This is a genomic window from Paenibacillus sp. FSL W7-1279 (assembly GCF_037969845.1).
Lineage (GTDB): Bacteria > Bacillota > Bacilli > Paenibacillales > Paenibacillaceae > Paenibacillus_AQ.
This window is the reverse complement of sequence record NZ_CP150215.1, coordinates 414,262-436,343: the sequence shown is the minus strand read 5'-3', so window position 1 is coordinate 436,343 and position 22,082 is coordinate 414,262. Positions and strand designations below refer to the sequence as shown.

The following is a 22,082-nucleotide window of genomic DNA, read 5'->3' as shown; positions in this document are numbered from 1 at the left end:
TCACCCTATCTCCCTCAAAAATTCCAATAGTACGCCTCAGTTAATAGGCTGAATTCGGAAGGATCATGATCTTGACGGTTTGAAGTATCAATTTCAGATCCATCCACAAGCCTCTTCGTTCGATATACTCCAGATCCAGCTCCAACATCTCATCAAAACTTAAATTGTTACGACCGCTCACCTGCCACAATCCGGTGCAGCCAGGGCTTACTCTCAATCGCAACCTGTCGTAATTGCTGTATAATTGTACTTCTCTTGGCAGTGCCGGTCTTGGACCGACCAGAGACATCTCGCCGCAGAGAACATTCCATAGCTGAGGCAGCTCATCAATGCTCGTCTTTCGAATCCATTTCCCAATCTTCGTAATACGAGGATCATTCTTCATTTTGAACATAGCACCGCTGACTTCATTTTGATCCAATAGCTCCTCGAGCAGTTCTTCCGCATTCGATACCATGGAGCGAAATTTGTACATTCGGAATGGCTTCTCATCCTTACCGATGCGTGTCTGGTAGAAAAAAACAGACCCTTTCGGGTCCTCCAGTTTTATAAGAATGGATACAATCACAAAGAGTGGCGACAACAGAACAAGTCCGATGAAAGCCAATACGCAATCCATGACACGTTTTATTGCCAGATACAAAACTCTGGGTTCCGCCTCTAATGCCAAATCGTTTGCATATCGTTTATTTACTTCGAACACAACGTCTACTTCATTACGTTGCGGATTGGGAGACATGGATGATACACCTCTTCAGCTATTAATTTTTATTTGAATTTGAATACTCTCTTTCAAGAATCGTCTCCATACCTTGTAGAAGGGGTTTTCGGAGCTCCTCATTTTGAAGTGCAAAATCAAGAGTGGTCATAATAAATCCAAGCTTTTCGCCTACATCATATCGGGTGCCTTCGAAATCGTAAGCGTATACGCCCTGACTTTCATTCAGCTTCTGGATCGCGTCCGTTAACTGAATTTCTCCACCAGCCCCCTCCTCTTGATGTTCCAGGTAATCAAAAATTTCAGGAGTTAATATGTAGCGGCCCATGATGGCTAGTCTCGACGGTTCTTGACTGGCAGGAGGCTTCTCTACAAAATAATCCACTTCATACAAGCGATTCATCTTACCCAGTGGAGCCACAATTCCATAGCGATGTGTTTGATCATCGGGCACGTTTTGAACACCGATAACCGACTTCTGCAATCGTTCAAACTGCTGGGCCAATTGCCGAGTACAAGGTGTATCGGATTGAACAATATCATCCCCTAATAGGACGGCAAATGGTTCATTTCCTATAAAGTTACGTGCACACCAAACGGCATGACCTAGACCCCGGGCTTCTTTTTGGCGTATGTAATGGATTTCAACATTCGAAGCGCGCCGAACTTCGTTAAGCAATTCATACTTTCCCTTGCTGAGCAAATTATGCTCCAGTTCAAACGCATGATCGAAATGGTCTTCAATAGAACGCTTGCCTTTACCCGTCACGATGATAATATCCTCAATTCCCGATGCCACGGCCTCTTCCACAATGTATTGAATGGTGGGTTTATCCACAATCGGAAGCATTTCCTTTGGCATTGCTTTCGTTGCAGGCAGAAAACGTGTCCCAAGCCCCGCTGCAGGAATAATGGCTTTCTTTACTCTCCTCATCACCCATTCACTCTCCAACTCATATTTTTATGTAGACAACGGGTAGGCTCATTGTCCGTTTAGCAGAAACGCTCAGCTATATACTCTTCTCTGTAGAAAAGAACATAGCTAAGCCTTTCATGAAAAAAGGGCATTAAACCCGTCCTCACATTACACCCTCGACAATCATGTCTAAGGTCGAAACGACCCACAGCGTAACCGAGTGTCTGCAGTGATAGAGGTGCAGTAGACATTACCTTTTCTTACTCATTCCTCTTCTATTATCATTCCTGCCTGAAAGCCGTATCTTTGTGGACGCTCTCTTCGTTTAATTCAGCACAATCCCCAATATCCGGGCATTCACATGGTCCAACTGCTCCTTCGCCTTTCTAAGATGATCCTTCTTTACCTTTCCGGTTGCAGCTACCATAATGACTCCATCGCATAATGCGCTGACAATTACGGAGTCCGATACGGAAAGCACCGATGGCGTATCGACAAGAATGACATCATATTGCAATTTTGAAACCTCGAGCAGTTCCCGCATAGATGGTGAATCGATCAATTCTGATGGATTTACGGGGACCGGTCCGGATGGCAGCAATGATAATCGTTCAACAGCCGTTTCCTGAATCGCTTCCTCAAGACTTATGCCTCCCGCAAGCAAAGTGCTTAAGCCTTGGGAGTTTAACAACGAGAACATCCGGTGCAAGGAGGGCTTTCGCAGGTCTGCATCGATCAGTAGTACACTCTTACCTTCCTGCGCATAAGCTACCGCCAAATTGCCTATCGCGGTACTTTTGCCTTCTCCAGGCTGTGACGATGTCACCATAACGGTCTTCAATTCCTGTTCTTTATAAAAGAATTGGATCTTGGTTCGAAGCAGTCGATAAATCTCTGAAATTGGCGATTTCGGATTGGCGGAAACGATCAGATTATGGTTATTGATGGAGCGACGCATACTGACTCTCACCTGCCTTTTGTTTTGGAATAGCTTTCGATCGTGTGGACCTCTTCAGCTCTTTTCTGCTGATCCTTCCTACGACAGCAAGCACGGGTACTTCCATGATTTCTGCAATCTCCACTTCGGTCTTGAGGGTATCGTCCAAATAATCGAGCAGGAATATAAAGCCGATCGCCAGAAGGAGTGAGATAACAAAACTAATCAACATGTTCATCACCGGATTTATATTGATAGGCGCAGGAGATAGGGTTGGATCCGCTTCGCTCAGAATGGTTATATTGTCCACATTCATAATGTTTGGAATTTGCTCTTTAAATACCGTGGAGACAGCATTTACGACACTAGCGGCCTTGGTGTAAGAGATATCCTCGTAAACCAGATTCATAACTTGTGAATTGTTCGCCGAGGTAACAGATATTTTGGCAGCAATTTGTGAGGGACTTTCACCCAGCTCGGGGTACTGTTCAACCACTTTGTTCATCACGGCCGAGGACCTAATAATTTCCTTGTACGAATTGATCAGAAAAATACTAGTTTGAATTGTGCTTGCATTGAGTGTCGCCGCTCTGTCCCCCGAGAATTGGTTTACAATTAACTTAGCGTTCGCTGCGTAGATAGGTGTCGTAAAATAGAAGCTCTTTACAGCGGCTGCTACCATCGCAATGACGACAATAACAGCAATCAACCACCATTTTCTCTGAACAATTCGGAAATATTGTTTAAGTTCCATTCGGCTGTAAACCTCCGCTTATTTTATGGATTAAAAAACATGCCTTGAATGTCCAAGCTCTTCGATACATTCTGTATATTTTACATTCCATAATTTACGATACAATTTGTATCATGTCAAGGTTAATTTTCATGAATTTACATAAAAATGACACAATATGTATCCTAAATACCACCTCCTTTTCGTTCTAACCGCAAAAAAATCAGCCTTGTTGATGTACGAGATCAACAAAGCTGATTTATCGAAGAGAATCATCGATTCACAAAACAGTTTTCATTTTTGCGTAATTTGCAAGCTGCCGTTGACAATAGATAATTGATATCTGGCTCTTGTCACGGAGTCCGTCAATATAATCCCGTTTCCCGGACCCTCAATTTCTAAGGAATCTGTCATATAACTATGTGGATGCGGAGAGTACGACCCGATATGATCCCACGTCACCATTACCCCAGCAATATAGGTTTCACCCACTTTGGGGATGAACGATATGCTGAATTCATGCAATAAACCAGTTTGACTTGCAAGCTCTCTCCCCCGAAGATGCTTCCAACCTTCTTCACGCCAAGTTATGGCATCGTTAAAAATATACTCCGCATTCTGGGCAGCAATTCGGCCCATTGATTTATATAACGTTCCGCTTTCATACTCCGTTTGCAAAATGAAATATTGCATGGCCAAGTTTCTGTTAGCATCTCCCTGATACGGCAATATCCGGCTATTGAACTTGATCGCCATCATCGGTGATCGCACTCCATCTGGCGTGATTTTTAAAATGACAGGATGCGGACCGATGACCTGCCTCATCTCGTTACTAATCGGGACCGGCACTTGGTCGGCCGTGACAAGACTAATTACGCCTCCATTTAATACCGTCCAATTCGATAGCACTTCCGGATTTCTAAGCAGGTTTGGCGCTGATACCGGCATAAGGGTGCGATGCTCTCTTTCCTTCATTCGTGTTTGTAAGTCGGCACTCTTGTATAAAGGAGTTACCTTTCTACGAATCACCACATTCTCTAGTCCCAATCCAGTCAAATCGGATTCCTTATCACCGGTCAGAATATCAATATATGCCGTTCCAATGGCGCCTTGAGCATTCGATTTTTTTAATATTCCGAGTTCATCGTTAAATGTCGTCGGAGCTGTAACGGTTCCAAACCAAGCTGCATATTTCTGTTTTTCACCAGCAGGTATCAATTCATCTGGCATCGAGTACTCCCACATTGAAGGATTCCCTGTATAACTTGTTACAGACCAAGTAAAGCCGAAGCCGAATAGTCTTAAATTCGATGTTAAAGATTTACTCAATAGTTTGATTGCAGCTTCTCCGCATTGCTCAAACTGAGCATTCATATAGATGCCGCTTAATCCTAGAACTACAGGAGCTGCCTTATAGTCATCAAGTCCACTGTCAATGCACTGATAAATAGCGTACGGTGAAAATCCAAGATGTGTTCTATGAAGGTTGGCATTGAACCCCCCGCGATGTCCGGCCGCTAATATCGTACCAAACATGATGCCGCAGAATGCTCCTGTTATACTGCCACCTTGATAAAAATAATCCCCTGTGTTGATACGGCAATATACGCCAATTAATCCGTTCCAGGTACATTCGTATGAAGATACATGTCCATTGTTACTGTTAAGAAGCTGCCCAACCTTCACTCCAGATGTAGCAATATTTCTAAATATCGGTGTCGCTGATCCTGCAACTTCAAAAGCAGCTGAACCTACAGCAAACATATCGTACAGACTTTGCTCAAATAACTCCTTATTTATCCAGTTGATCAGTTCTCTTGAGTTATATCTTGAAACACCATATATTCCGAAATCCTCAAATACTGCTTTCACTCCAGAATTTCGGATTCTTATGCATGGAAGTAAATCGGTTGTTGTGTCGAGGGGGTCCCAGATAATTCTCGTGCCCATTTGTCCACCATCTACATAGGGACCTGCCCCATAAATTCCTCTGCTATTATTCTCTATCGTTTGTCTGATCCGATAATCACCAGGAGGCACAAATAGCTTGTAACGCTTATCACACTTTGCCATCGCGGCCTGAAAAGCCGCAGTATCATCTGCTCTTCCATCACCTACAGCTCCAAACCACTTAACGTTAATGCCACGGCTCATTAATTCCTCATCTAACAAATCGAAATTGAAGCTTACATCGTTCGGATCCATCGTATCCGAGGATGACCATGCATTCATCTTCATGTATTTCGTTTGTCTCTTGGCCATGCTCATCTCCTCCTTGCTACATAGTAGTGACTACATTACAAATGTGCTTGATGAAAATACCCACCTACGATTAGAGCCAAGCCCAAATATTGAAACAATTCAAACTTCAATCTTGAAAACAACTCATGGATTACTATAATATAGGAACTGGTTGGATACATTTTGTATCAAATAAAAACGCACTGTAATCAGTTATATAAATAGAAGCATCTTCACCACCAAAAGGAGCTATTTTTCATGCGAATCATTCTTACCTTTCTATGGGCAATAGCTCTATTCGTCTTTACTTGTTCAGTTAATTTCCATCTACTGATCAGATATCAAGTCGTGGATTTCCAGTTTAACCCCTCTCCCGACTGGTCCGAGCTTATAAAACTGGATCTTAAGTGGTACAGCAACGATTGGATTCTGCGAAAAATCGGTCATTTTATCGGATTCTTCATTCTTGCCCTACTCGCATCCGATTTTGGCAGAAGAAGAACCGCCTTTTTCTGGTCTGTCGCCTATGCGGCGCTAACTGAAATTCTCCAGCTTTTCTTCTTCCGAGGCGGTCGAATCTACGATGTGATCAATGATTCACTCGGCATTCTCCTTGCTTACCTACTCTGTATGATCCTATTCCGCAAAAGTTCAAGGCGCACAAGAAGGTGAAGCCATTTAACTTTGAACTAATGTATTTACCATAAAGTATAAAAAAAGTATTGATACAAAATGTATACTTGTATTATAATGATTACGATACGAAATGTATCATGCATACATGCTTACTATTTCGTAATGAGTTGCAACGAAAGGAAGATCGAATGGGCGCACTTGCGGGTATTTATCGTTTTCATGGAGAGCCGATTCCAACGGATAACAGTGAGCTCATAATGTCAGCATTAAGCAAGTATCCTGCCGATCAAAGCGCCGTTTGGCAACAGGACTACATTATGATGGGGTGTCATGCCCAATGGATTACAGAGCAAGCCGTCCACGAAATACTTCCTTATTACGATCCGCAGCGCGGACTTGCCATCACCGCCGACGCCATCCTAGACAATCGGGATGAGCTTATGGAACAACTGCATGTGCCGAAAGTCCAAAGGTCGCACATGACAGACAGTGAAATCCTGCTGCAGGCTTATGAGAAATGGTCCGAACGGATGCCGGAACGATTGGTCGGAGATTTTGCTTTTGCCATATGGGATGCACGCAAGCAGCTGCTGTTCGGGGCAAGGGATTTCTCAGGCGCAAGAACGCTATATTATCATCTCGATGAGCAGCAGTTCTCCTTCTGTACAATGATGACTCCCTTGCTCACTTTACCTTATATACATAAAGAGCTTAACGAGCGTTGGCTAGCCGAGTTTCTGGCGATCCGCGGTGTGTTCGAACCCCCGGATGCTTCAACCACTGTGTACAATCATATTTATCAGATCCCGCCTTCCCACTCCTTCATCGTTAAACAGAACCGGTTATGGATCAGCCGATATGACAGCCTGGCTAATGTGCAGCCTTTGCAGCTCCGTTCATCCGAGGAGTATGAAGAAGCCTTTCGTGAGGTGTTTCATAAAGCCGTAACCTCAAGGCTTCGTCGTTCAAGTCTGCAAATCGGCGCTCATCTTAGTGGTGGTTTGGATTCGGGCTCCGTTGCAAGCTTTGCTGCCAGAGCGCTTCAGCAGGAAAACCGGATGCTTCATACTTTCAGTTACATACCGGAAGACGAATTCAAAGATTGGACGCCAAAACACAGATTCGCTGACGAGAGGCCGCTCATCAGGCAGACCGTACAGTTTGTGGGCAACATCCATGATCATTACTTGGATTTCAAAGGTCACAGTCCCTTTACGGAAATCGACGACTGGATCGACATCCTGGAATCTCCTTACAAGTTCTTTGATAACTCTTTTTGGTTAAGAGGAATTTATGCGCAAGCGCAGCAGCGCGGGATCGGAATTCTGTTGAATGGTGCACGGGGGAATTACAGCATATCTTGGGGACCCGCGATTGAGTATTACACGCGACTTATGAAAAAGTTCAACTGGCTTCATCTATCCCGCGAGATCAATCAGTATAGCAGGAACGTTGGAGTTGGACGTAAGCGGTTATACTCCATCCTTTGTCGTAAAGCATTGCCTTCCCTTACAAGGATAAGGCCATCCGGATCATCAGCTGATTTGCCGCAGCTCATTCATTCCGACTTTGCTGAACGCGCAGGGATCTACGACAAGCTGCAGGATCGCGCGTTTACCGGAATTGGTTCAACAGACGATCTTCCAGATGATCCACTGGAAGCAAGAATTCAGCATTTTAACCGGGTTAACATGTGGAGCGCCACCGGGTCAAGCGGCTGCAAACTGTCCCTTCGTTATTCCGTATGGAGTCACGATCCGACCAATGATCTGCGCGTCATTCGTTTCTGCTTGTCAACGCCCATGGAGCAATTTGTTCATAACGGCATGGATCGGGCTTTAATTAGACGCTCTACTTCAGGCTTGCTCCCTGATTCCATCCGGCTTAACCAGAGAACAAGAGGCATCCAGGCAGCCGATTCTATCCATCGAATGCGAAGCGACTGGCCTGCATTTATCGATGAACTGGATCATCTGAGTCGTGATTCTAGAATGCAGCAGTTCATTAACATGCCTGTTCTCGAAGAAGCTCTATCGGAGGCCCGTCAGGGAATGGATCCAAATCAAGCCTATGGCCCGTCCATTAAACTCCTCATGCGCAGCCTCATTCTGTACCGATTTCTTCAAAAAAACTTTTGAAAGGAGGTGAATCTATATGAAAAAGGAATGGAGCGTACCTGCTTTGGAGGTTCTTGACATCAAAATGACCATGGCTGGTCCTGGTAGTGCAATTCCGGATGGAGTGCAACCGGATCCGGACGAAATGGTTCACACCAGCTAACATATAAAGTCATCATTTATCTGATAAAAAGAGCCCCTATACGCCTGATCGGGTATAAGGGCTATCTTTTTTTATTCGCATATTAATCATTGGAGTGAGGACCATGCTTCAAACGTTTAAGCCAACCACATATAAGGCCTTCGGGTTTTCCATTCATAGTGACATTCCCCTGCCTGAGTTACAGCCCGTCGTCCTCCCGGATGATTATGCCGATATTGTCGTCCGTTATGCTGATCTGACTGAAAGATGGCTTGAAGGATCTGATAAATCGAATAAAACATGGGTATGTACTGAAGATATGGTCATGTTCAGAGTGCCTGAACTCGCTATTTTTGCAATAGAGAACGGGTCGACCATCTCTGTCTCTCCAGAGAAGGGGGCAGCGGAGGATAAAATCCGGCTGTACGTGCTTGGATCTTGTATGGGTGCCCTTTTATTGCAGCGTAAAATACTCCCCCTGCACGGCAGCGCGGTAGTGATTGACCATAAAGCCTATGCCTTCATCGGCCATTCCGGACACGGGAAGTCGACGCTGGCCTCTGCCTTTCTGCAGAAAGGCTACCAATTATTAACGGATGACATTATCGCTGTGACGCTGGACCAACAAAATATTCCTTACGCAACGCCAGCTTATCCTCAACAAAAGCTTTGGCAGGAAAGCCTTGAAGTCTTCGGTATGGATTCCAGGCAATTTCGACCTTTGTTCGAGCGTGAAACCAAGTACGCCGTCCCCGTCACATCCCAATTCTCCAATAATCCCCTGCCGCTGGCTGGCATTTTTGAGCTCGTGAAGACCGATTGCAGTCAACTACATATACGTGAGATTGATAAATTAGAGAAGCTGCCGCTGCTGCATCGTCATACCTATCGAAACCAACTTCTATCCGGCAGCGGATTAACGAAGTGGCATTTTGACATCACGGCGCGTATGTCCGGGAGTATGGCTATGTACCAGATTCAGCGTCCATTAAACGAACATACCGTGCACGAGCTAACGGCCATGGTTGCAGATGCCATAAGTGAATAAACACATGAACTCCTTGAGTCTTTTCTTGAATCATATCCCTCAGCCCTCAAACACCCTCGATTACATATGTCCCCTCTATTAATAATCCCCAAACGACAGGTTTGGGGATTATTCAATCCTAGACAAATAACAACCCGCTCAATGAGCGGGTTGTTATTTGTGGAGAATACGGCGATATTGCCGTCATTAAACGGGCCCGAGCGCTGATCGGATCAGTTTATATTCGTATACTATACCATTACTTTTCGTCCGCTTGACCGGTGAACGCCAAGCCCATTCGACTCTTCGTTTATTTTACCGGCTGGGACTGCCCTCTCTTTACCCCAAGTACGTATCGCTTCAATTTGTTCAGGGCTTGTTTGAGATAACGGCACGACATTGGTAAAGAAGTTTATAAACGTTTCATCTGTGATGGAGTCGTCCCCTCTTACAAATGCTTGCTTCACTACGTCTCGAACAGCAGCTTCCAAATCCGCACCGGCAAAGCCGTCCGAAAGTCTTACTAATTGTTGCAACAATTCATTTGATACTGTTCTCTTCAATCCCTTTTCAATATAAATCTTTATAATTTCCTCCCGTTCACTCGCGGTTGGCAAATCCACGAAAAACAACTCATCAAAACGTCCTCTTCGCAGCAGTTCAGGGGGCAGCTTGGATACGTCATTGGCGGTTGCCACAACGAAGACTCTAGCGAGGCTCTCCTGTAACCAATACAGGAATTGGCCAACCAGACGGGTCGATGTGCCTCCATCGCCTCCGCCTACTGCGCCGGCAAGTCCCTTCTCAATTTCATCAATCCATAATACGCATGGCGCTACATGATCGGCTGTGGATAATGCTTCTTTCAAACGATTCTCACTCTGCCCTAAGTACTGACCATGTATGGTGGATAAATCCAACCTATACAGCGGTAGGTTCCATAAAGAAGCGATTGCCTTAGCGGATAAAGACTTCCCACACCCAGGAACGCCTACCAACAAAATTCCTCTTGGCGGACGAATGCCGCGCTCTCGCAAGTCCGCCGTCAATAACTGGCGATTAGCTTCAAGCCATAATTTAAGACCTTCTAAACCGCCAATTTGATAGTCCTCTCTTACTATAACTCGCTCAATACCAGAAATATCGGCAAAAATCTTATCTTTGGCATGCATTAATTCCTTTAAATTCTCGTTCATAATACTGCCGTTAGCTAGTAATGTTGCGATCACATTTTCAGCCTCGATTTGGCTTATGCCCGCAAGTATAGCGGCCGCTTGTCTCTCCTCAGCATCCTGCCACTCAATGAACATTTCACTTCGGTAAGGATTGATTTGATCTCGAATAATGATCAGCATTTCATCCTCGTTGGGCTGAGACAGTGTTATCGACATGCCGAGACGCTGTAATGGCCCCCAAACAGGATTATTCGTAATCACAACGATCGCCCCGCCTGTTTCCGTAGCAAGCATTACCGCATCTTGCAATTGTCTTGCCATTCGAGTATCGTCTTCAAGCTCTTGTACCTCTGTAAAAACAAACGTTTGATTTTGCAGTTGACCGATTTTTTGTGTCACATAATCTAGTCCACCGATAACCGAACGGTCCTCATTGAGAAGCCGATTGGTTGATATATCTCTCATTCCTTGGGATAACGTATGGTAGCCAATGTTTAAATTTAGCTTTGTTGATAATTGAGCTATAAAGCTAAGCGCACGAGAGCGTTCCGCGGTACGTATAGAAATAAAGGGAATTCTCGCTTTCAAATATTGCTCCATGGTCTTCAAACATGTTTGCAAGTCACTCATTTAAAATAGCACCCTTCTTCTAGACTTAAATGGATCAGAACCAGACTCCTTTGGATCAGACGGCTCACGAGCCGCAGCCGCTGGAGCTTGCGTCTGTTGCTGCGTCAAACTGTTATGTCTAATCGTATACGCAAGTTGACCTGTTCGATCATGCTTTGCACTTTCTAATAATGCTTCCTGAGAATCTCCGACATATTTACTTACAACTTGGATCAAAGTTTCCTTGACATCCTCAGGAAAAATAGAAAGGCGGCATAAACGATACAGCAAATCAAATCGATAACGGGCATTTATAATGGCGGAAATAATGGCTGCTTCCTCGCCGCGTGAATGATCTAATTCCTGCTGAAATAGGCGCGTCGCATATTTTAATTTAAATTCAATTACATCATAGGTACACTTCACAATTTTATCAGCTACACCTGAAGTCCATTCCAACCGGCCTTTTTCCAGAACAGAAATGATCTTCTCATCTTCCTGACCAAGTTCTTTTAGTTGCTGAAACAGCTGTGTCCATTCGGAATAATAGTTCGGAGGATTCATAATATTTTGGAACTCCGTCTACGAACTAGTACAGCCGGCGGATTCAAATCCCATGCAGGAAAACTTTCCGCTAATGATTCGTTAATGGTTTGCCTTTGCAGCTCTTCAATCTTCAGATCCAGCTTCGATTGCATTTGAGCAGCCGGCTCTGTCGAAGTATTCTGAATGATAGGTTTGCTTCTATTTAACATCCGGATTTCACTCCCTCTTAGTTAGACGAAATAACGGCTCTAGCAGAATCATAGGTCGAATATGTATATTGCTCTGGTGTAACTTGATCAAGAAGCTCATCAACTTTACTTGCCTTAGCATCTTCAGTCTCATACTCGCGGCGATAATCAACAACGTCACTTAAAGTCGCCACTAAAATTTGCTTATGATTTGCGAAAAGTTCCTCATAATTCTGTTCAATTAGTTGTACATTCTTTTTGACAATCCTCAGACCATTCAAGAAAATAAACAAACAGATGGCAGAAACAATAAATAAAAATAGTGTGCTCATACCTAATACAAAGAACCCAATGCTTGCGGCTAAGGATACCCAATGTTTGGCGCCAAGTTTGTTTTTTTTCAAAGCGTTCTCTTTCTTCAATTGGATATGCTGTTGCAAACTGGAGATCAGCTCTTCCTCATTACTTCCGTCCCTCGAAGCGCCCGTCCAATCATCCAATTTAATCTCAATATCGATAGGGACAGCATTACGATTTTCAGCTGTTAGATCATCATGTGCATGGTTTATCCATTCCTTCGATAGGGCTATGGCGAGCTTTTGGGTAGCAACAGAAGCGTTGGATTCCGTAGGATACATGGAAAAGTTCGTTAGCAGCTGTGTAAAATCAAGTCTTTCCTCAACGACCTTCTCGTTTGCGAACAAGTTCTGGGCCGTATTCTTGTCTCCATCTTCTTTTATGATTAATTCATTTAATCGTTCTTCACGACGCAACGGCAGCTCTTCCTCGTCGAATTCACGAACCAAAATGTCGAGCAGTTGGTCTACTGCAAAAGCCAAGTTTTTAGAAGGGACGATCTCTTGAGTAAGTATAAAATTGAAATATTGAAAAATAATATCATGCAGCTGTGCACCCTCAAGCGCACACTGGAGCTGTGGCCAAGTCGGACTGTATTTCCTCAAATGAGGAAATTTTGAAGCACTCAGCTTTTCTGTACGCGACAAAAGCGCTTTCTTCCATTGGTCTCGCTGTGCTTCGACAAAACCTGCTTTTTGTGATAGCTCGTCCAACCAGCTTTTAATTAATAAGCCGCATTTCGCTCTAGCTTCCGGACCAAAAATTCCGTTAGAAAAGCCATCAATCAAAATAACGATTTCTCTCTTAAGTTCATTCGGATCTTGCTGACCGAAATATCGTTCCAACCAAGACCGGCTTGATTGATAACGGCCTCCTCGGCGTGTAACCAATGCAAAAAACAAAGATGTCTTCTCATCATCTCTTCGCAAAGCTTCGACAACTGCCTTCTCGGCCAGCTCCTTATTATCACTAAGCCATGCGGATAATGCGATTAAACATGGCGCTAGCCAATACCGTGGAGCAGCCAGCAACTGTTCTTCCGATGCATTCTCGATTGTATCCTTACGGACCAAACTGGTGTCGACCGCTTGCAATATTCCAATCGCTCTTCGACGAACATCCTCATAGTGGCCGAATTTATTCTCAAGCTCTTGCCTAACCTTAACTAATCTCGTCTCTGCTAACTGCACATTTTTGATCAAGCCATCCTGGCGTACATATTCCCGAAACTCTTCTGCAAGCAGCGCAAGATCGCTCTGCGTATCCTCCAGTTGCTGTTCTACTGTAGCTACCTGTTGATATACTCCGTTAATATTGTCATTAATTGCGCTCAATGAATTTTCGATCCGACTCAAGTTAGCCGTTGAGATCGTTTGATGATTTGACATCGTTCATCTACTCCTTAATCATAGATACTTCTCCAGATAGGGATACTGCAGCAATCATATTCATATATACCTCGATGTAGGCATAGCTAGGATGCATAGCCAGTCTTCTAGCCTTTTCCATGCCGTTTGGAACGATTTCTCCTCGTTTATAATGATCGAGAATCTGTAATCTAGTATCTAGCGAATGGACTTCATAAGGATTCCCCAAGTAACACTTACTCACAATACCTAACGGAAGCTGATCCACCGCTAACTCGGGAAATTCACTGGCTATTTGATCTATAAGCTCTTGAACTTTCTCCTTTGTGGCAACCACACCGCTAGCATCAAGCTTGGTCATCGCTTCTATGAAAGCGCTTGAGCGTTTTGAGCGCAACCTTTTCTCTAATGCAACTCCTTCTAAGCGAACTGCAGCTTGCTGCCTGGGTGCAACATTCAGATTGGTTTCAACCCGAGTACTAAGTCCTAATATCGGTCTCCGCATAGTACCTCCAAGAACTATATTTTGGTTTATTTTAGTATATCATGGAACATCATGAAGGAACATGTTGAACTTTGCTGTAGTAGGAACCTCAGATTGTTGAACATTGTAGACTCTAGTCACAATATATACTGAACAAATTGATGATAACACCTTAACCAACGCGCAAAAAATCCATCCTCGTACGGATGGATTTTGATTATCATGCTATTGAAAACGTAAAAAACACGTCCATATGAGAATGTGGTTTAACATAGTGGAGACAAGGGGAGTCGCTCCCCAATCCGAAGACTGCCAAGGTATGGCATGGCATCGACACGATTTAGTCGTCCAGCGGCATGCTCTCAACAGCTGTGAAGAATACGTCCAGCAGCTCTTTGTCAAACGTTTGTTTTACGTATTCCGATATTCGCGCTAGCTCTTCCTCGCCGTTATATTCCAGGCATGCACGCCCTTCACACCATAACACCATGCAATGAAATCGCTGCTTCACATGCTCAATAACATAGTCTTGTTCCACACATTCACGGATCGTTGCTGCCAAACGCTTCACACCCTCTCTTGTTTTTAAGTTCTTGCATCATCCTTATTATTCGAATTTTAAATATTTTTTCGATGACATTCGTCACATTATATTGGATATCAGCAACGTGCAATTGGTGTATTCATATTTTTAAGGAGGAAAAAGGGGCGTCCGAAAGATCTTAGATCCATCGGATCCCCCCTGTGTTTCTGGATTTACACCCGCTTAAATTCAATCCAGTCGATCTGCAAGCCGGGCTTGACGAAATCCAGCTTCATCTCATAATAACCTGCTTCCAGTTCCACTTTAACCAGCTTCTGTTTGATCCATCTGCCGTCGGTACCATTCGTTTGAATCGTGGTCACCGGTTGACCGTTCAACGTGACGTTGCACGCGCTTTGGGCTAGTTCGGTTTCCGGAGACATAATGCCCACAATAATTCGGTACTCGCCGGAATCTTCCACCTTCACATAAGTCGGCCCCGCTGCAGCCGGCTTTACTTGTGTGCTCTCCGATAAGGTTTGGGCATGTTCCGATGCGAGAGAAGGAGCCGCTTTAAAAGCACCGACGGCTTCCTCGATCACTTGTTTTCTTGAAAATACCGGTGCATGCATCAGGAATCGGCAAATGTTCATAGCGCTGCGCTGCAGCTCTCCACGGGTCAGCGTACCATTTTCCAAAGATGCCAAGGTATTGTCTTCCCATGCATTGATTTCCGCACCGTAGTTCATAACCACCATGTACAGATCATTTTGGGCGCGGACCATCCAGTTCGTGTTTTTGCGATCGGCAGGGCCTCCGTTCACCACATCGTTCATAATGGCCCACCAGTCGGTCATCACGATGCCATGGAATCCCCACTCTCCACGCAGAATCGTGGTATTCAGATCATAATTGGAAGCCGCCCAGTGTCCATTGATCGGATTATATGAGGTCATGATCGAGTTCGCTCCGCCCTGCTTCACCGCGATTTCAAAACCTTTCAGGTAAATCTCCCGAAGGGCGCGTTCGGACACAACAGCGTCGACTTTACTGCGATGCTTCTCTTGGTTGTTGCAGGCAAAATGCTTCAGGGTGGCATTGGAGCCGCCCTTCATAATCCCGCGCGTGCATGCCGCAGCAAACGCGCCTGAGATCAGCGGATCTTCCGAGAAATATTCAAAATTGCGTCCGTTCAGTGGGCTGCGCCGAATGTTCAGACCCGGTCCAAGTAAAGTATCGATGTTGTAGCTGCGTAACTCCTGGCCTTCCATCACATAGAGCTCTTCGACTAGCTCGGTGTTCCATGTAGCCGCAAGCAAGGTGCCAATGGCCACCTGCGTTGCTTGCTGCCCGCTGTCCATCCGAATTCCGGACGGTCCATCCGCCGTACAAGCCACCGGAATTCCGTAGTCGAGCAAGCTGTCGCTCACGCCGCCAAAAGCTGAGGCCGTTCCTGCTGTTACCAGCGGACTGCTCATGCCTTCTCCTCTGACGATCACCGCCAGATCTTGATCGCTTAATTGAGCAATAAAAGCTTCCATGCTGACCTCTCCCTCATACACATCCCTTAAGGTATAACCTCGATTACCTGTTTGCTCCAAGGTAAGCGGCAGGTTTTGATGAATGCGTTCCTCCATGGAAACCTTCCGCTGCGGCACCTCTTCAAAAGTGAGTTCATAGGAGCCGTCTTCCTTTCGAGCGCCCGGCTTCATACGTGTGAAGTTCTCCGTTGGCGCCATGGCTTCTTGCAGCTGCTCCACGACTTGCAGCGCTTGTACAACGTAACCATCTTGGCCATCCAAACTGATGGGCTCCACATTTCTCACGCTGGTTCCCACATACAAACGGTATGTTCCAGCCTCTAATACATAAGCGGAAAGCACCCCCGTCACACCTGCATCATCATAGGAAGCCATGATATGAACCGGGAAGCTGATCGTAAGCTGCTGCGAATCGCCCGGTCCAAGCTCCTGCGTCTTCCCGAATGCCGCCAACACCTTGGCAGGCTGACCCAGCACGCCTTGCGGCGCTTCGTAATAAACTTGAACAACCTCTTTGCCTGTATAGGTGGTCCCGATATTTTTTACGTTCACACCGATCTCAATATATTGTGTTCCCTCTTTGACCGTTAACTTGGCTTCTTGCGGCTCGATTTCGAACTGCGTATACGACAACCCGAAACCGAATTCATACTGGACAGCAGCGGGTCGAAACGTTTCGAAAAAACGGTAACCCACATAAATGTCTTCTTGATAAACATTCTTTAGTTCATTGCCGTAATTACGAGTCGATGGATAATCCTCGATCGAGTAAGCAATCGTGTCGGTTAATTTGCCGCTTGGCGTCACCTCGCCAACCAATACGTCCGCAATGGCGTTGCCGCCTTCCATGCCACCGTGCCAAGCATAGATCACAGCAGAAATCGGGTGTGCATAACTATCATCACGCATCCAGCTCATATCGATAATGTTCGACACATTCAGCACCACAATCGTTTGCTCGAAGTGTGTTGTCACCTGCTGCAGCATGGCTATTTCTTCGGACGTTAACTGGTAACTGCCCGGCTCATTGGCATTATCCTGGTCTTCTCCGGCTGTCCGCCCAATGGCAACAACCGCCTTGTCGGATGCCTGTCTTGCTGCGGATACCAGCTCATCGGTCAAAGGCATTTCCTTCTGATGCCACGGCTCGGCCGCCCAGCCGCCTCCGCCATTATCGAAAGGGTTCTGTTCAATCCACTGTTCATAAACAGCTGCCAAATCTTCATTAACAGTGATGTTCTTCTTATCCCGAAGACCGCCGAGCAGATTTGTTGTATGGGATACATGAACGCTCCCGCCTGACCCCGTACCGCTGCGGTAATAATTAATCTGCGTTCTGCCAAAAACGGAAACGGTTTCGTGTGGTTGAAGGGGAAGAACTTGTCCTTCATTCTTTAACAGTACGGCACCTTCGGCGGCGACCTTTCGGCTGAACTCCGCAAATCCTTCCAAAGGAACTCCCAGTCTCTGTGTACTCAATATATTCCCTCCTGTTTATTTTCTCCATAGATCCAATCAATATGAAGAAAGGTATGTAAATGCCCAGCTGATTCCAATATTAGGTGTAAGGCATCTTCTACTATCATAGTAACAAATTCTGTATAGGAGTATATAAAAAAAGTCTTCTGGAGATTTTGCTAGGGTAAAAACGATGATTTGGCATGTACGCAGCTAGGCCATGCTCTATAGTTCAAATAATATGTACGATTATGGAATCTGAGCTATAATGTGCTTACTGATAAATTAAGCCAAATACCTCAACCGATGGGGAGTAAAAAGAGGGATTATATTTTGAAAAAGCTAAATATTCTATTCGTGTCTTTATTCCTATTGCTTAGTAACATTGTGCTGCCACATCAAGTTGAAGCTGCATCAGGCGGCTTAAAAGTAAAGACATATGGTTACAAAGGCCAGCCGTATATCCAAATAACGAATCATCCTAATAAAACAATAGCAAATAAAATCAATAAAACGCTGAAATCACATGCTGTTGCAGCAGCTATAGCAGCAAAAGACAGCGTAATTCAAGAATATGACGGTTGGTATAAAACATCAGCTAGAACAGTATATAACAAGAACGGAAGGTTATCCGTAGTGTATGAAACGAGCGCCTATTACGGCGGAGCCCATGATATCCAATGGACCACCACGTATAATTTTGATAGTACTACCGGAAAGCGTATCTTATTAAATAACGTTTTGAATTCACAAACAAAGATATTGAAAGCGAATCAATATACTCAATATATACTTCAAGTAAAGAACAGCAAGAGTGAAGACGAGTATGATACAGAAGCCGTTATTGATATGAAAAAAGGTAATTTCTATTTCAGAGATCATGGAATTACATTAGTTTTTGATCCCTATGAAGTTGCTGCGTTCTCACTTGGTTCTGTGAAAGTCACTGTTCCTTCGGGCATAATTAACGGAACCCAATCGGTTCCCATATTTACGAAACCAACGTCTAAAATTAAGTCAGAAAAAGTGGCTAGCCCAAAATCAGCGTTACTGAGCATTTATTCTAACGACAAAAAAACTTTTTTAGGAAATCTATCAACGAACACATCGGATACTGACTCAATATTTAATAAACAGGGGAATTATGGCAGTTCTTATGGTTTCAACAGCATATGGAATCCATACGGAACTTACGGTAGTGAAACCTCTATGGAAAGTGCATTTAATAAAAATACGATAGCTCCACCCGTAATCATGTATGAAGGTGTGGTTTTGAATTATATTACTGTCAATAAAAATGTACCAGGGGGAGTTTCCCCCGACAGACTATGGGAGTTGGCCAAAGCTGTCGATACTATTAAAGACTAGGTATTTTCATTAGTCCCAATATCGAGGCTTTTTCTTACCTCGTAACCAGTACGATTGGAATCCTACGACGTACGACCTACGAATAGCCCATCCTAAGCCAGCACATAATAAACTTCATAACCGAAAAAAAGTAAACAAGGAGGTGCTTTCCATTGAGTACGAACCAACCGGACAAGAACCTGATCAACACGGTGGAACAACTGGCAGAAACACCTGTAAACAGCCAAGAGGCCCAGCAACAGCAACAAGCCCGCAACGATCGCCGGAAACAAGCGCTGCATAACAGCGATGACAAATACAAGGAAAATGAATCCAAGAACTATCATTAGGAGCGTCGGTGACAAACCTTACTGATCTCCCTTCCCAATGAGAAAACGTAAAAAAGCGACCCGTAGCGGTCGCTTTTCTTATGGTATACATGCTACCTTTTTATTGTTTAAGTGTCACGATTTTATTACATTTGTTATGATGGCATAGAGGTGAGTTCGATGATAATTCGAGAGAAATGTACCTGTCCATTAGAGATTGCTCATGACATTATAAAAGGCAAATGGAAAACCATGATCATATATCAATTGAAAAATGGGAACACGTCCTTAGCCCAACTGGAGCGAGATATTGATCAGATCAACCAAAAGATGTTGCTACAGCATTTAAGAGAACTTATATCCTGCGGGATCGTTGATAAAATCAAAACGGAAGGGTATCCGTTACACGTAGAATACTATCTTACGGAACGCGGGAGGAAGCTGTTAGAGGCGGTACTGATTATGCAAGAGATCGGCATTGAATATATGGTGGAACGGGGTCAAACCGAGCTTCTCGACCGCAAAGGCATCAGTTATAAGTTATGAAATCATGATCACCATACCCACAAAAAAGTGGGTAATTCACCGTTCACGGGTCCGAAATTATAATACTTGTAGAAATTGATTTTACTACGAGTAAAGGAGCCATGAACCATGAATACTGCGTTACTATTAGTAGACATTCAGAATGATTACTTTCCAGGAGGTAGAAATGAATTATTCCATCCCGATCAAGCGTTAACCCATGCTCAAGAAGCATTGTCGCTATTCCGGGAAAAGAATTTACCTATTGTCCATATTCAGTGTATTCTTCTGGAGAATAACGCTACATTTTTCCTCCCCGAAACCGAAGGGATCAACATTCATGAGGGCATAAAACCCCAATCCGACGAACAAGTCATCGAAAAGCACACGCCAGACAGCTTTTTTCAAACGGAACTGCAAGAATATCTCGAATCCATTAAAGTCACGCGGTTGGTCATTGGCGGCATGATGAGCCACATCTGTATCGATTCGACCGTGAGAACGGCAAGTCGCCTGGGCTATGAAGTCCTATTGCTCAGTGATGCGTGCACCACCCGAGATTTAGTATGGAATGATACGGTAATTCCTGCAAAAACCGTCCATGATACCTTTATGGCATCGCTACAAGATACCTTTGCTCAAGTAGTCGACACGAGCAGACTTTACGACTTGATCTGACTTTCATTACATAAACTAAAACAACAGACGCTTAAGGGCCTGCCTCATATTAAAAAAGTACCCATGGTCCGAACACTTTAAAAGGTGCGGGCTATGGGTACCTGTTTGTAAATAATTTCGTAAGCCGATCTAATATCCTCGCGAATATTCCGGGCTTTCTTTAAGATGGACGATATCATGACCGGTTGGATTCTGGAAGGCACGAAGCCCGAAGGTCGGCGCAACCGCAAAGATATGATCAAAGATATCCGCTTGAATCGATTCATACACTCCCCAGTTGGTGTCATTGCTGAAAGCGTAGATTTCCAATGGAAGTCCGTTATCTCCCGGCGCTAATTGTCTGACAATCAGCGTCATATCCTTATGGATTTTCGGATGATTCCGTAGATATTGATGGATATATTCCCTGAATACTCCCACATTCGTAAGCTGCCTGCCGTTCACTTTACTTTCCGTATTAATCTCGTGTTCGATGTTGTAGGCGTTAATTTCATTTACTCTTGTCGTGACGTAATCGGTAAGGTAGTGAATCTTCTGAAATTCCTCAATCATTTCCCTGGTGCAAAAGCAGATGCTGCTCGTATCGACATAGAAGCTTCGCTTAATTCTTCTGCCTCCGGATACTTGCATGCCTCTCCAATTCTTGAACGAGTCCGAGATGAGGGCGTAGCTTGGAATCATGGTAATCGTTTTATCGAAATTCATTACTTTTACCGTATTCAATGTAATATCGATGACGTCACCGTCCGCATGATATTTCGGCATTTCAATCCAGTCGCCAACGCGCACCATATCATTCGATGATAATTGAACGCCTGCCACCAGGCCCAATATGGAGTCCTTGAAAACCAACATCAGAACAGCCGATAAAGCACCAAGCCCGCTGAGAATGATCAAAGGATTCTGCCCGATGAGGTTGGAGATGACCACGATGCCGCCGATGATGAAGAGAACGATTTTCACCACCTGAATGTATCCCTTAATCGGTCTGATCTTGGAAACCTCAAACGAACGATAAATGTCATCAAACGCATTAAGCAGCGCATTCAACACCGTGATCGTTACGATAATCATGTACGTTGCTGCAGCTTTTTCAATCAAAACTTGATAAGCCGGAAAGATGGACGCCGAAAAATAAATAATGATTGCCGGCACGAGATGCGACAGCTTGTGGAACACTTTTTTCTCAACGATAATATTGTCCCACGTATACCGATTGTTGTTGACGATATGAATAATCGTCTTCAGCACGATTTTTTTGGCTATGAAATTAGCCAGCACGGAGATCACCGCGATAAATACAACCATGATCATATTCGAGAGATATCCAATGGTTTGTTCGCTCATGCCATATCCGTCTAGTTGATTTTTGATAAAGTCCATTGTTTCCTCCTGACGCAGTTTAAGATTAGCCTATTATTATAGAGGAGATTCTAGTACTACGCAAAGTTCAAGATAAGACATCGCTGGGTTGATTTGGAAGATGCT

21 protein-coding genes are annotated in these 22,082 nt (G+C 44.4%); 8 read left to right on the top strand and 13 right to left on the bottom strand.

Translation table 11 applies throughout. The annotated features are described in order from the left end of the window. Window positions 1-40 precede the first annotated feature (40 nt). The 5 genes from MKY82_RS01830 to MKY82_RS01810 all read right to left on the bottom strand — a co-directional run bounded on the left by MKY82_RS01830 (window position 41) and on the right by MKY82_RS01810 (window position 5,566). Window positions 41-739 (bottom strand): sugar transferase, encoded by a 699-nt coding sequence (locus MKY82_RS01830; protein WP_113059074.1) that lies wholly within the window; start codon window positions 737-739, stop codon window positions 41-43. Between the two features lie 22 nt (window positions 740-761). Next, on the bottom strand, window positions 762-1,652 hold the full coding sequence (galU, locus tag MKY82_RS01825; RefSeq protein ID WP_339296625.1) for a UTP--glucose-1-phosphate uridylyltransferase GalU: 891 nt from the start codon (window positions 1,650-1,652) through the stop codon (window positions 762-764). 307 nt (window positions 1,653-1,959) lie between these two features. After that, window positions 1,960-2,592, bottom strand: coding sequence for a CpsD/CapB family tyrosine-protein kinase (locus MKY82_RS01820; RefSeq protein WP_194540498.1), 633 nt, complete (start codon window positions 2,590-2,592; stop codon window positions 1,960-1,962). Further along, on the bottom strand, window positions 2,573-3,325 hold the full coding sequence (locus tag MKY82_RS01815) for a Wzz/FepE/Etk N-terminal domain-containing protein (protein ID WP_339295347.1): 753 nt from the start codon (window positions 3,323-3,325) through the stop codon (window positions 2,573-2,575). Before MKY82_RS01815 ends, MKY82_RS01820 begins: the two co-directional genes overlap by 20 nt. A gap of 273 nt (window positions 3,326-3,598) precedes the next feature. After that, window positions 3,599-5,566 carry a glycosyl hydrolase family 28-related protein gene (locus MKY82_RS01810; protein ID WP_339295346.1) on the bottom strand — a complete coding sequence of 656 codons (1,968 nt, stop codon included), beginning with the start codon at window positions 5,564-5,566 and terminating at the stop codon, window positions 3,599-3,601. A 237-nt stretch (window positions 5,567-5,803) separates the two neighbouring features. On the opposite strand from MKY82_RS01810, the gene MKY82_RS01805 reads away from it, so the two are divergent. The 4 genes from MKY82_RS01805 to MKY82_RS01790 all read left to right on the top strand — a co-directional run bounded on the left by MKY82_RS01805 (window position 5,804) and on the right by MKY82_RS01790 (window position 9,488). Further along, window positions 5,804-6,217 carry a VanZ family protein gene (locus tag MKY82_RS01805; protein WP_339295345.1) on the top strand — a complete coding sequence of 138 codons (414 nt, stop codon included), beginning with the start codon at window positions 5,804-5,806 and terminating at the stop codon, window positions 6,215-6,217. A gap of 152 nt (window positions 6,218-6,369) precedes the next feature. Next, window positions 6,370-8,319 (top strand): asparagine synthase-related protein, encoded by a 1,950-nt coding sequence (locus tag MKY82_RS01800; RefSeq protein WP_194545023.1) that lies wholly within the window; start codon window positions 6,370-6,372, stop codon window positions 8,317-8,319. A gap of 16 nt (window positions 8,320-8,335) precedes the next feature. Next, window positions 8,336-8,461: a paeninodin family lasso peptide gene (locus tag MKY82_RS01795; protein ID WP_106426994.1), complete on the top strand. Its 126-nt coding sequence runs from the start codon at window positions 8,336-8,338 to the stop codon at window positions 8,459-8,461. Between the two features lie 103 nt (window positions 8,462-8,564). Beyond that, a complete protein-coding gene (locus MKY82_RS01790; RefSeq protein WP_339295344.1) occupies window positions 8,565-9,488 on the top strand; it encodes an aldolase in 924 nt (307 codons plus the stop codon). Between the two features lie 230 nt (window positions 9,489-9,718). Here MKY82_RS01790 and MKY82_RS01785 read toward each other — a convergent pair whose 3' ends face one another. The 7 genes from MKY82_RS01785 to MKY82_RS01755 form a co-directional block, all read right to left on the bottom strand. Beyond that, entirely contained in the window at window positions 9,719-11,272 is a 1,554-nt protein-coding gene (locus MKY82_RS01785) for an AAA family ATPase (RefSeq protein WP_339295343.1), read from the bottom strand. Then, the gene (locus MKY82_RS01780; protein ID WP_194540493.1) at window positions 11,273-11,815 is read right to left on the bottom strand and encodes a hypothetical protein; all 543 of its coding nucleotides are present in this window, start codon (window positions 11,813-11,815) and stop codon (window positions 11,273-11,275) included. Next, window positions 11,812-12,006 carry a hypothetical protein gene (locus MKY82_RS01775; protein ID WP_194540492.1) on the bottom strand — a complete coding sequence of 65 codons (195 nt, stop codon included), beginning with the start codon at window positions 12,004-12,006 and terminating at the stop codon, window positions 11,812-11,814. The genes MKY82_RS01780 and MKY82_RS01775 overlap by 4 nt, the downstream gene beginning before the upstream one ends. Window positions 12,007-12,023: 17 nt before the next feature. After that, window positions 12,024-13,730 carry a hypothetical protein gene (locus tag MKY82_RS01770; RefSeq protein WP_339295341.1) on the bottom strand — a complete coding sequence of 569 codons (1,707 nt, stop codon included), beginning with the start codon at window positions 13,728-13,730 and terminating at the stop codon, window positions 12,024-12,026. A gap of 7 nt (window positions 13,731-13,737) precedes the next feature. Continuing rightward, complete coding sequence (locus MKY82_RS01765) at window positions 13,738-14,214, bottom strand: hypothetical protein (protein ID WP_339295340.1); 477 nt, start codon at window positions 14,212-14,214, stop codon at window positions 13,738-13,740. Window positions 14,215-14,533: 319 nt separating this feature from the next. Beyond that, window positions 14,534-14,764, bottom strand: coding sequence for a hypothetical protein (locus tag MKY82_RS01760; RefSeq protein ID WP_308116318.1), 231 nt, complete (start codon window positions 14,762-14,764; stop codon window positions 14,534-14,536). 185 nt (window positions 14,765-14,949) lie between these two features. Beyond that, window positions 14,950-17,736, bottom strand: coding sequence for a glycoside hydrolase family 3 C-terminal domain-containing protein (locus tag MKY82_RS01755; protein WP_339295339.1), 2,787 nt, complete (start codon window positions 17,734-17,736; stop codon window positions 14,950-14,952). A 312-nt stretch (window positions 17,737-18,048) separates the two neighbouring features. On the opposite strand from MKY82_RS01755, the gene MKY82_RS01750 reads away from it, so the two are divergent. The 4 genes from MKY82_RS01750 (at window position 18,049) to MKY82_RS01735 (ending at window position 20,594) form a co-directional block, all read left to right on the top strand. Then, window positions 18,049-19,083: a DUF3298 and DUF4163 domain-containing protein gene (locus MKY82_RS01750; protein ID WP_220686897.1), complete on the top strand. Its 1,035-nt coding sequence runs from the start codon at window positions 18,049-18,051 to the stop codon at window positions 19,081-19,083. A 152-nt stretch (window positions 19,084-19,235) separates the two neighbouring features. After that, entirely contained in the window at window positions 19,236-19,412 is a 177-nt protein-coding gene (locus tag MKY82_RS01745; protein ID WP_181469815.1) for a hypothetical protein, read from the top strand. A gap of 159 nt (window positions 19,413-19,571) precedes the next feature. After that, the gene (locus MKY82_RS01740; protein ID WP_339295338.1) at window positions 19,572-19,937 is read left to right on the top strand and encodes a helix-turn-helix domain-containing protein; all 366 of its coding nucleotides are present in this window, start codon (window positions 19,572-19,574) and stop codon (window positions 19,935-19,937) included. 108 nt (window positions 19,938-20,045) lie between these two features. Then, window positions 20,046-20,594: a cysteine hydrolase family protein gene (locus MKY82_RS01735; RefSeq protein ID WP_339295337.1), complete on the top strand. Its 549-nt coding sequence runs from the start codon at window positions 20,046-20,048 to the stop codon at window positions 20,592-20,594. Between the two features lie 129 nt (window positions 20,595-20,723). On the opposite strand, the gene MKY82_RS01730 is transcribed toward MKY82_RS01735, so the two are convergent. Next, complete coding sequence (locus MKY82_RS01730; RefSeq protein WP_339295336.1) at window positions 20,724-21,977, bottom strand: mechanosensitive ion channel domain-containing protein; 1,254 nt, start codon at window positions 21,975-21,977, stop codon at window positions 20,724-20,726. Window positions 21,978-22,082 lie beyond the last annotated feature (105 nt).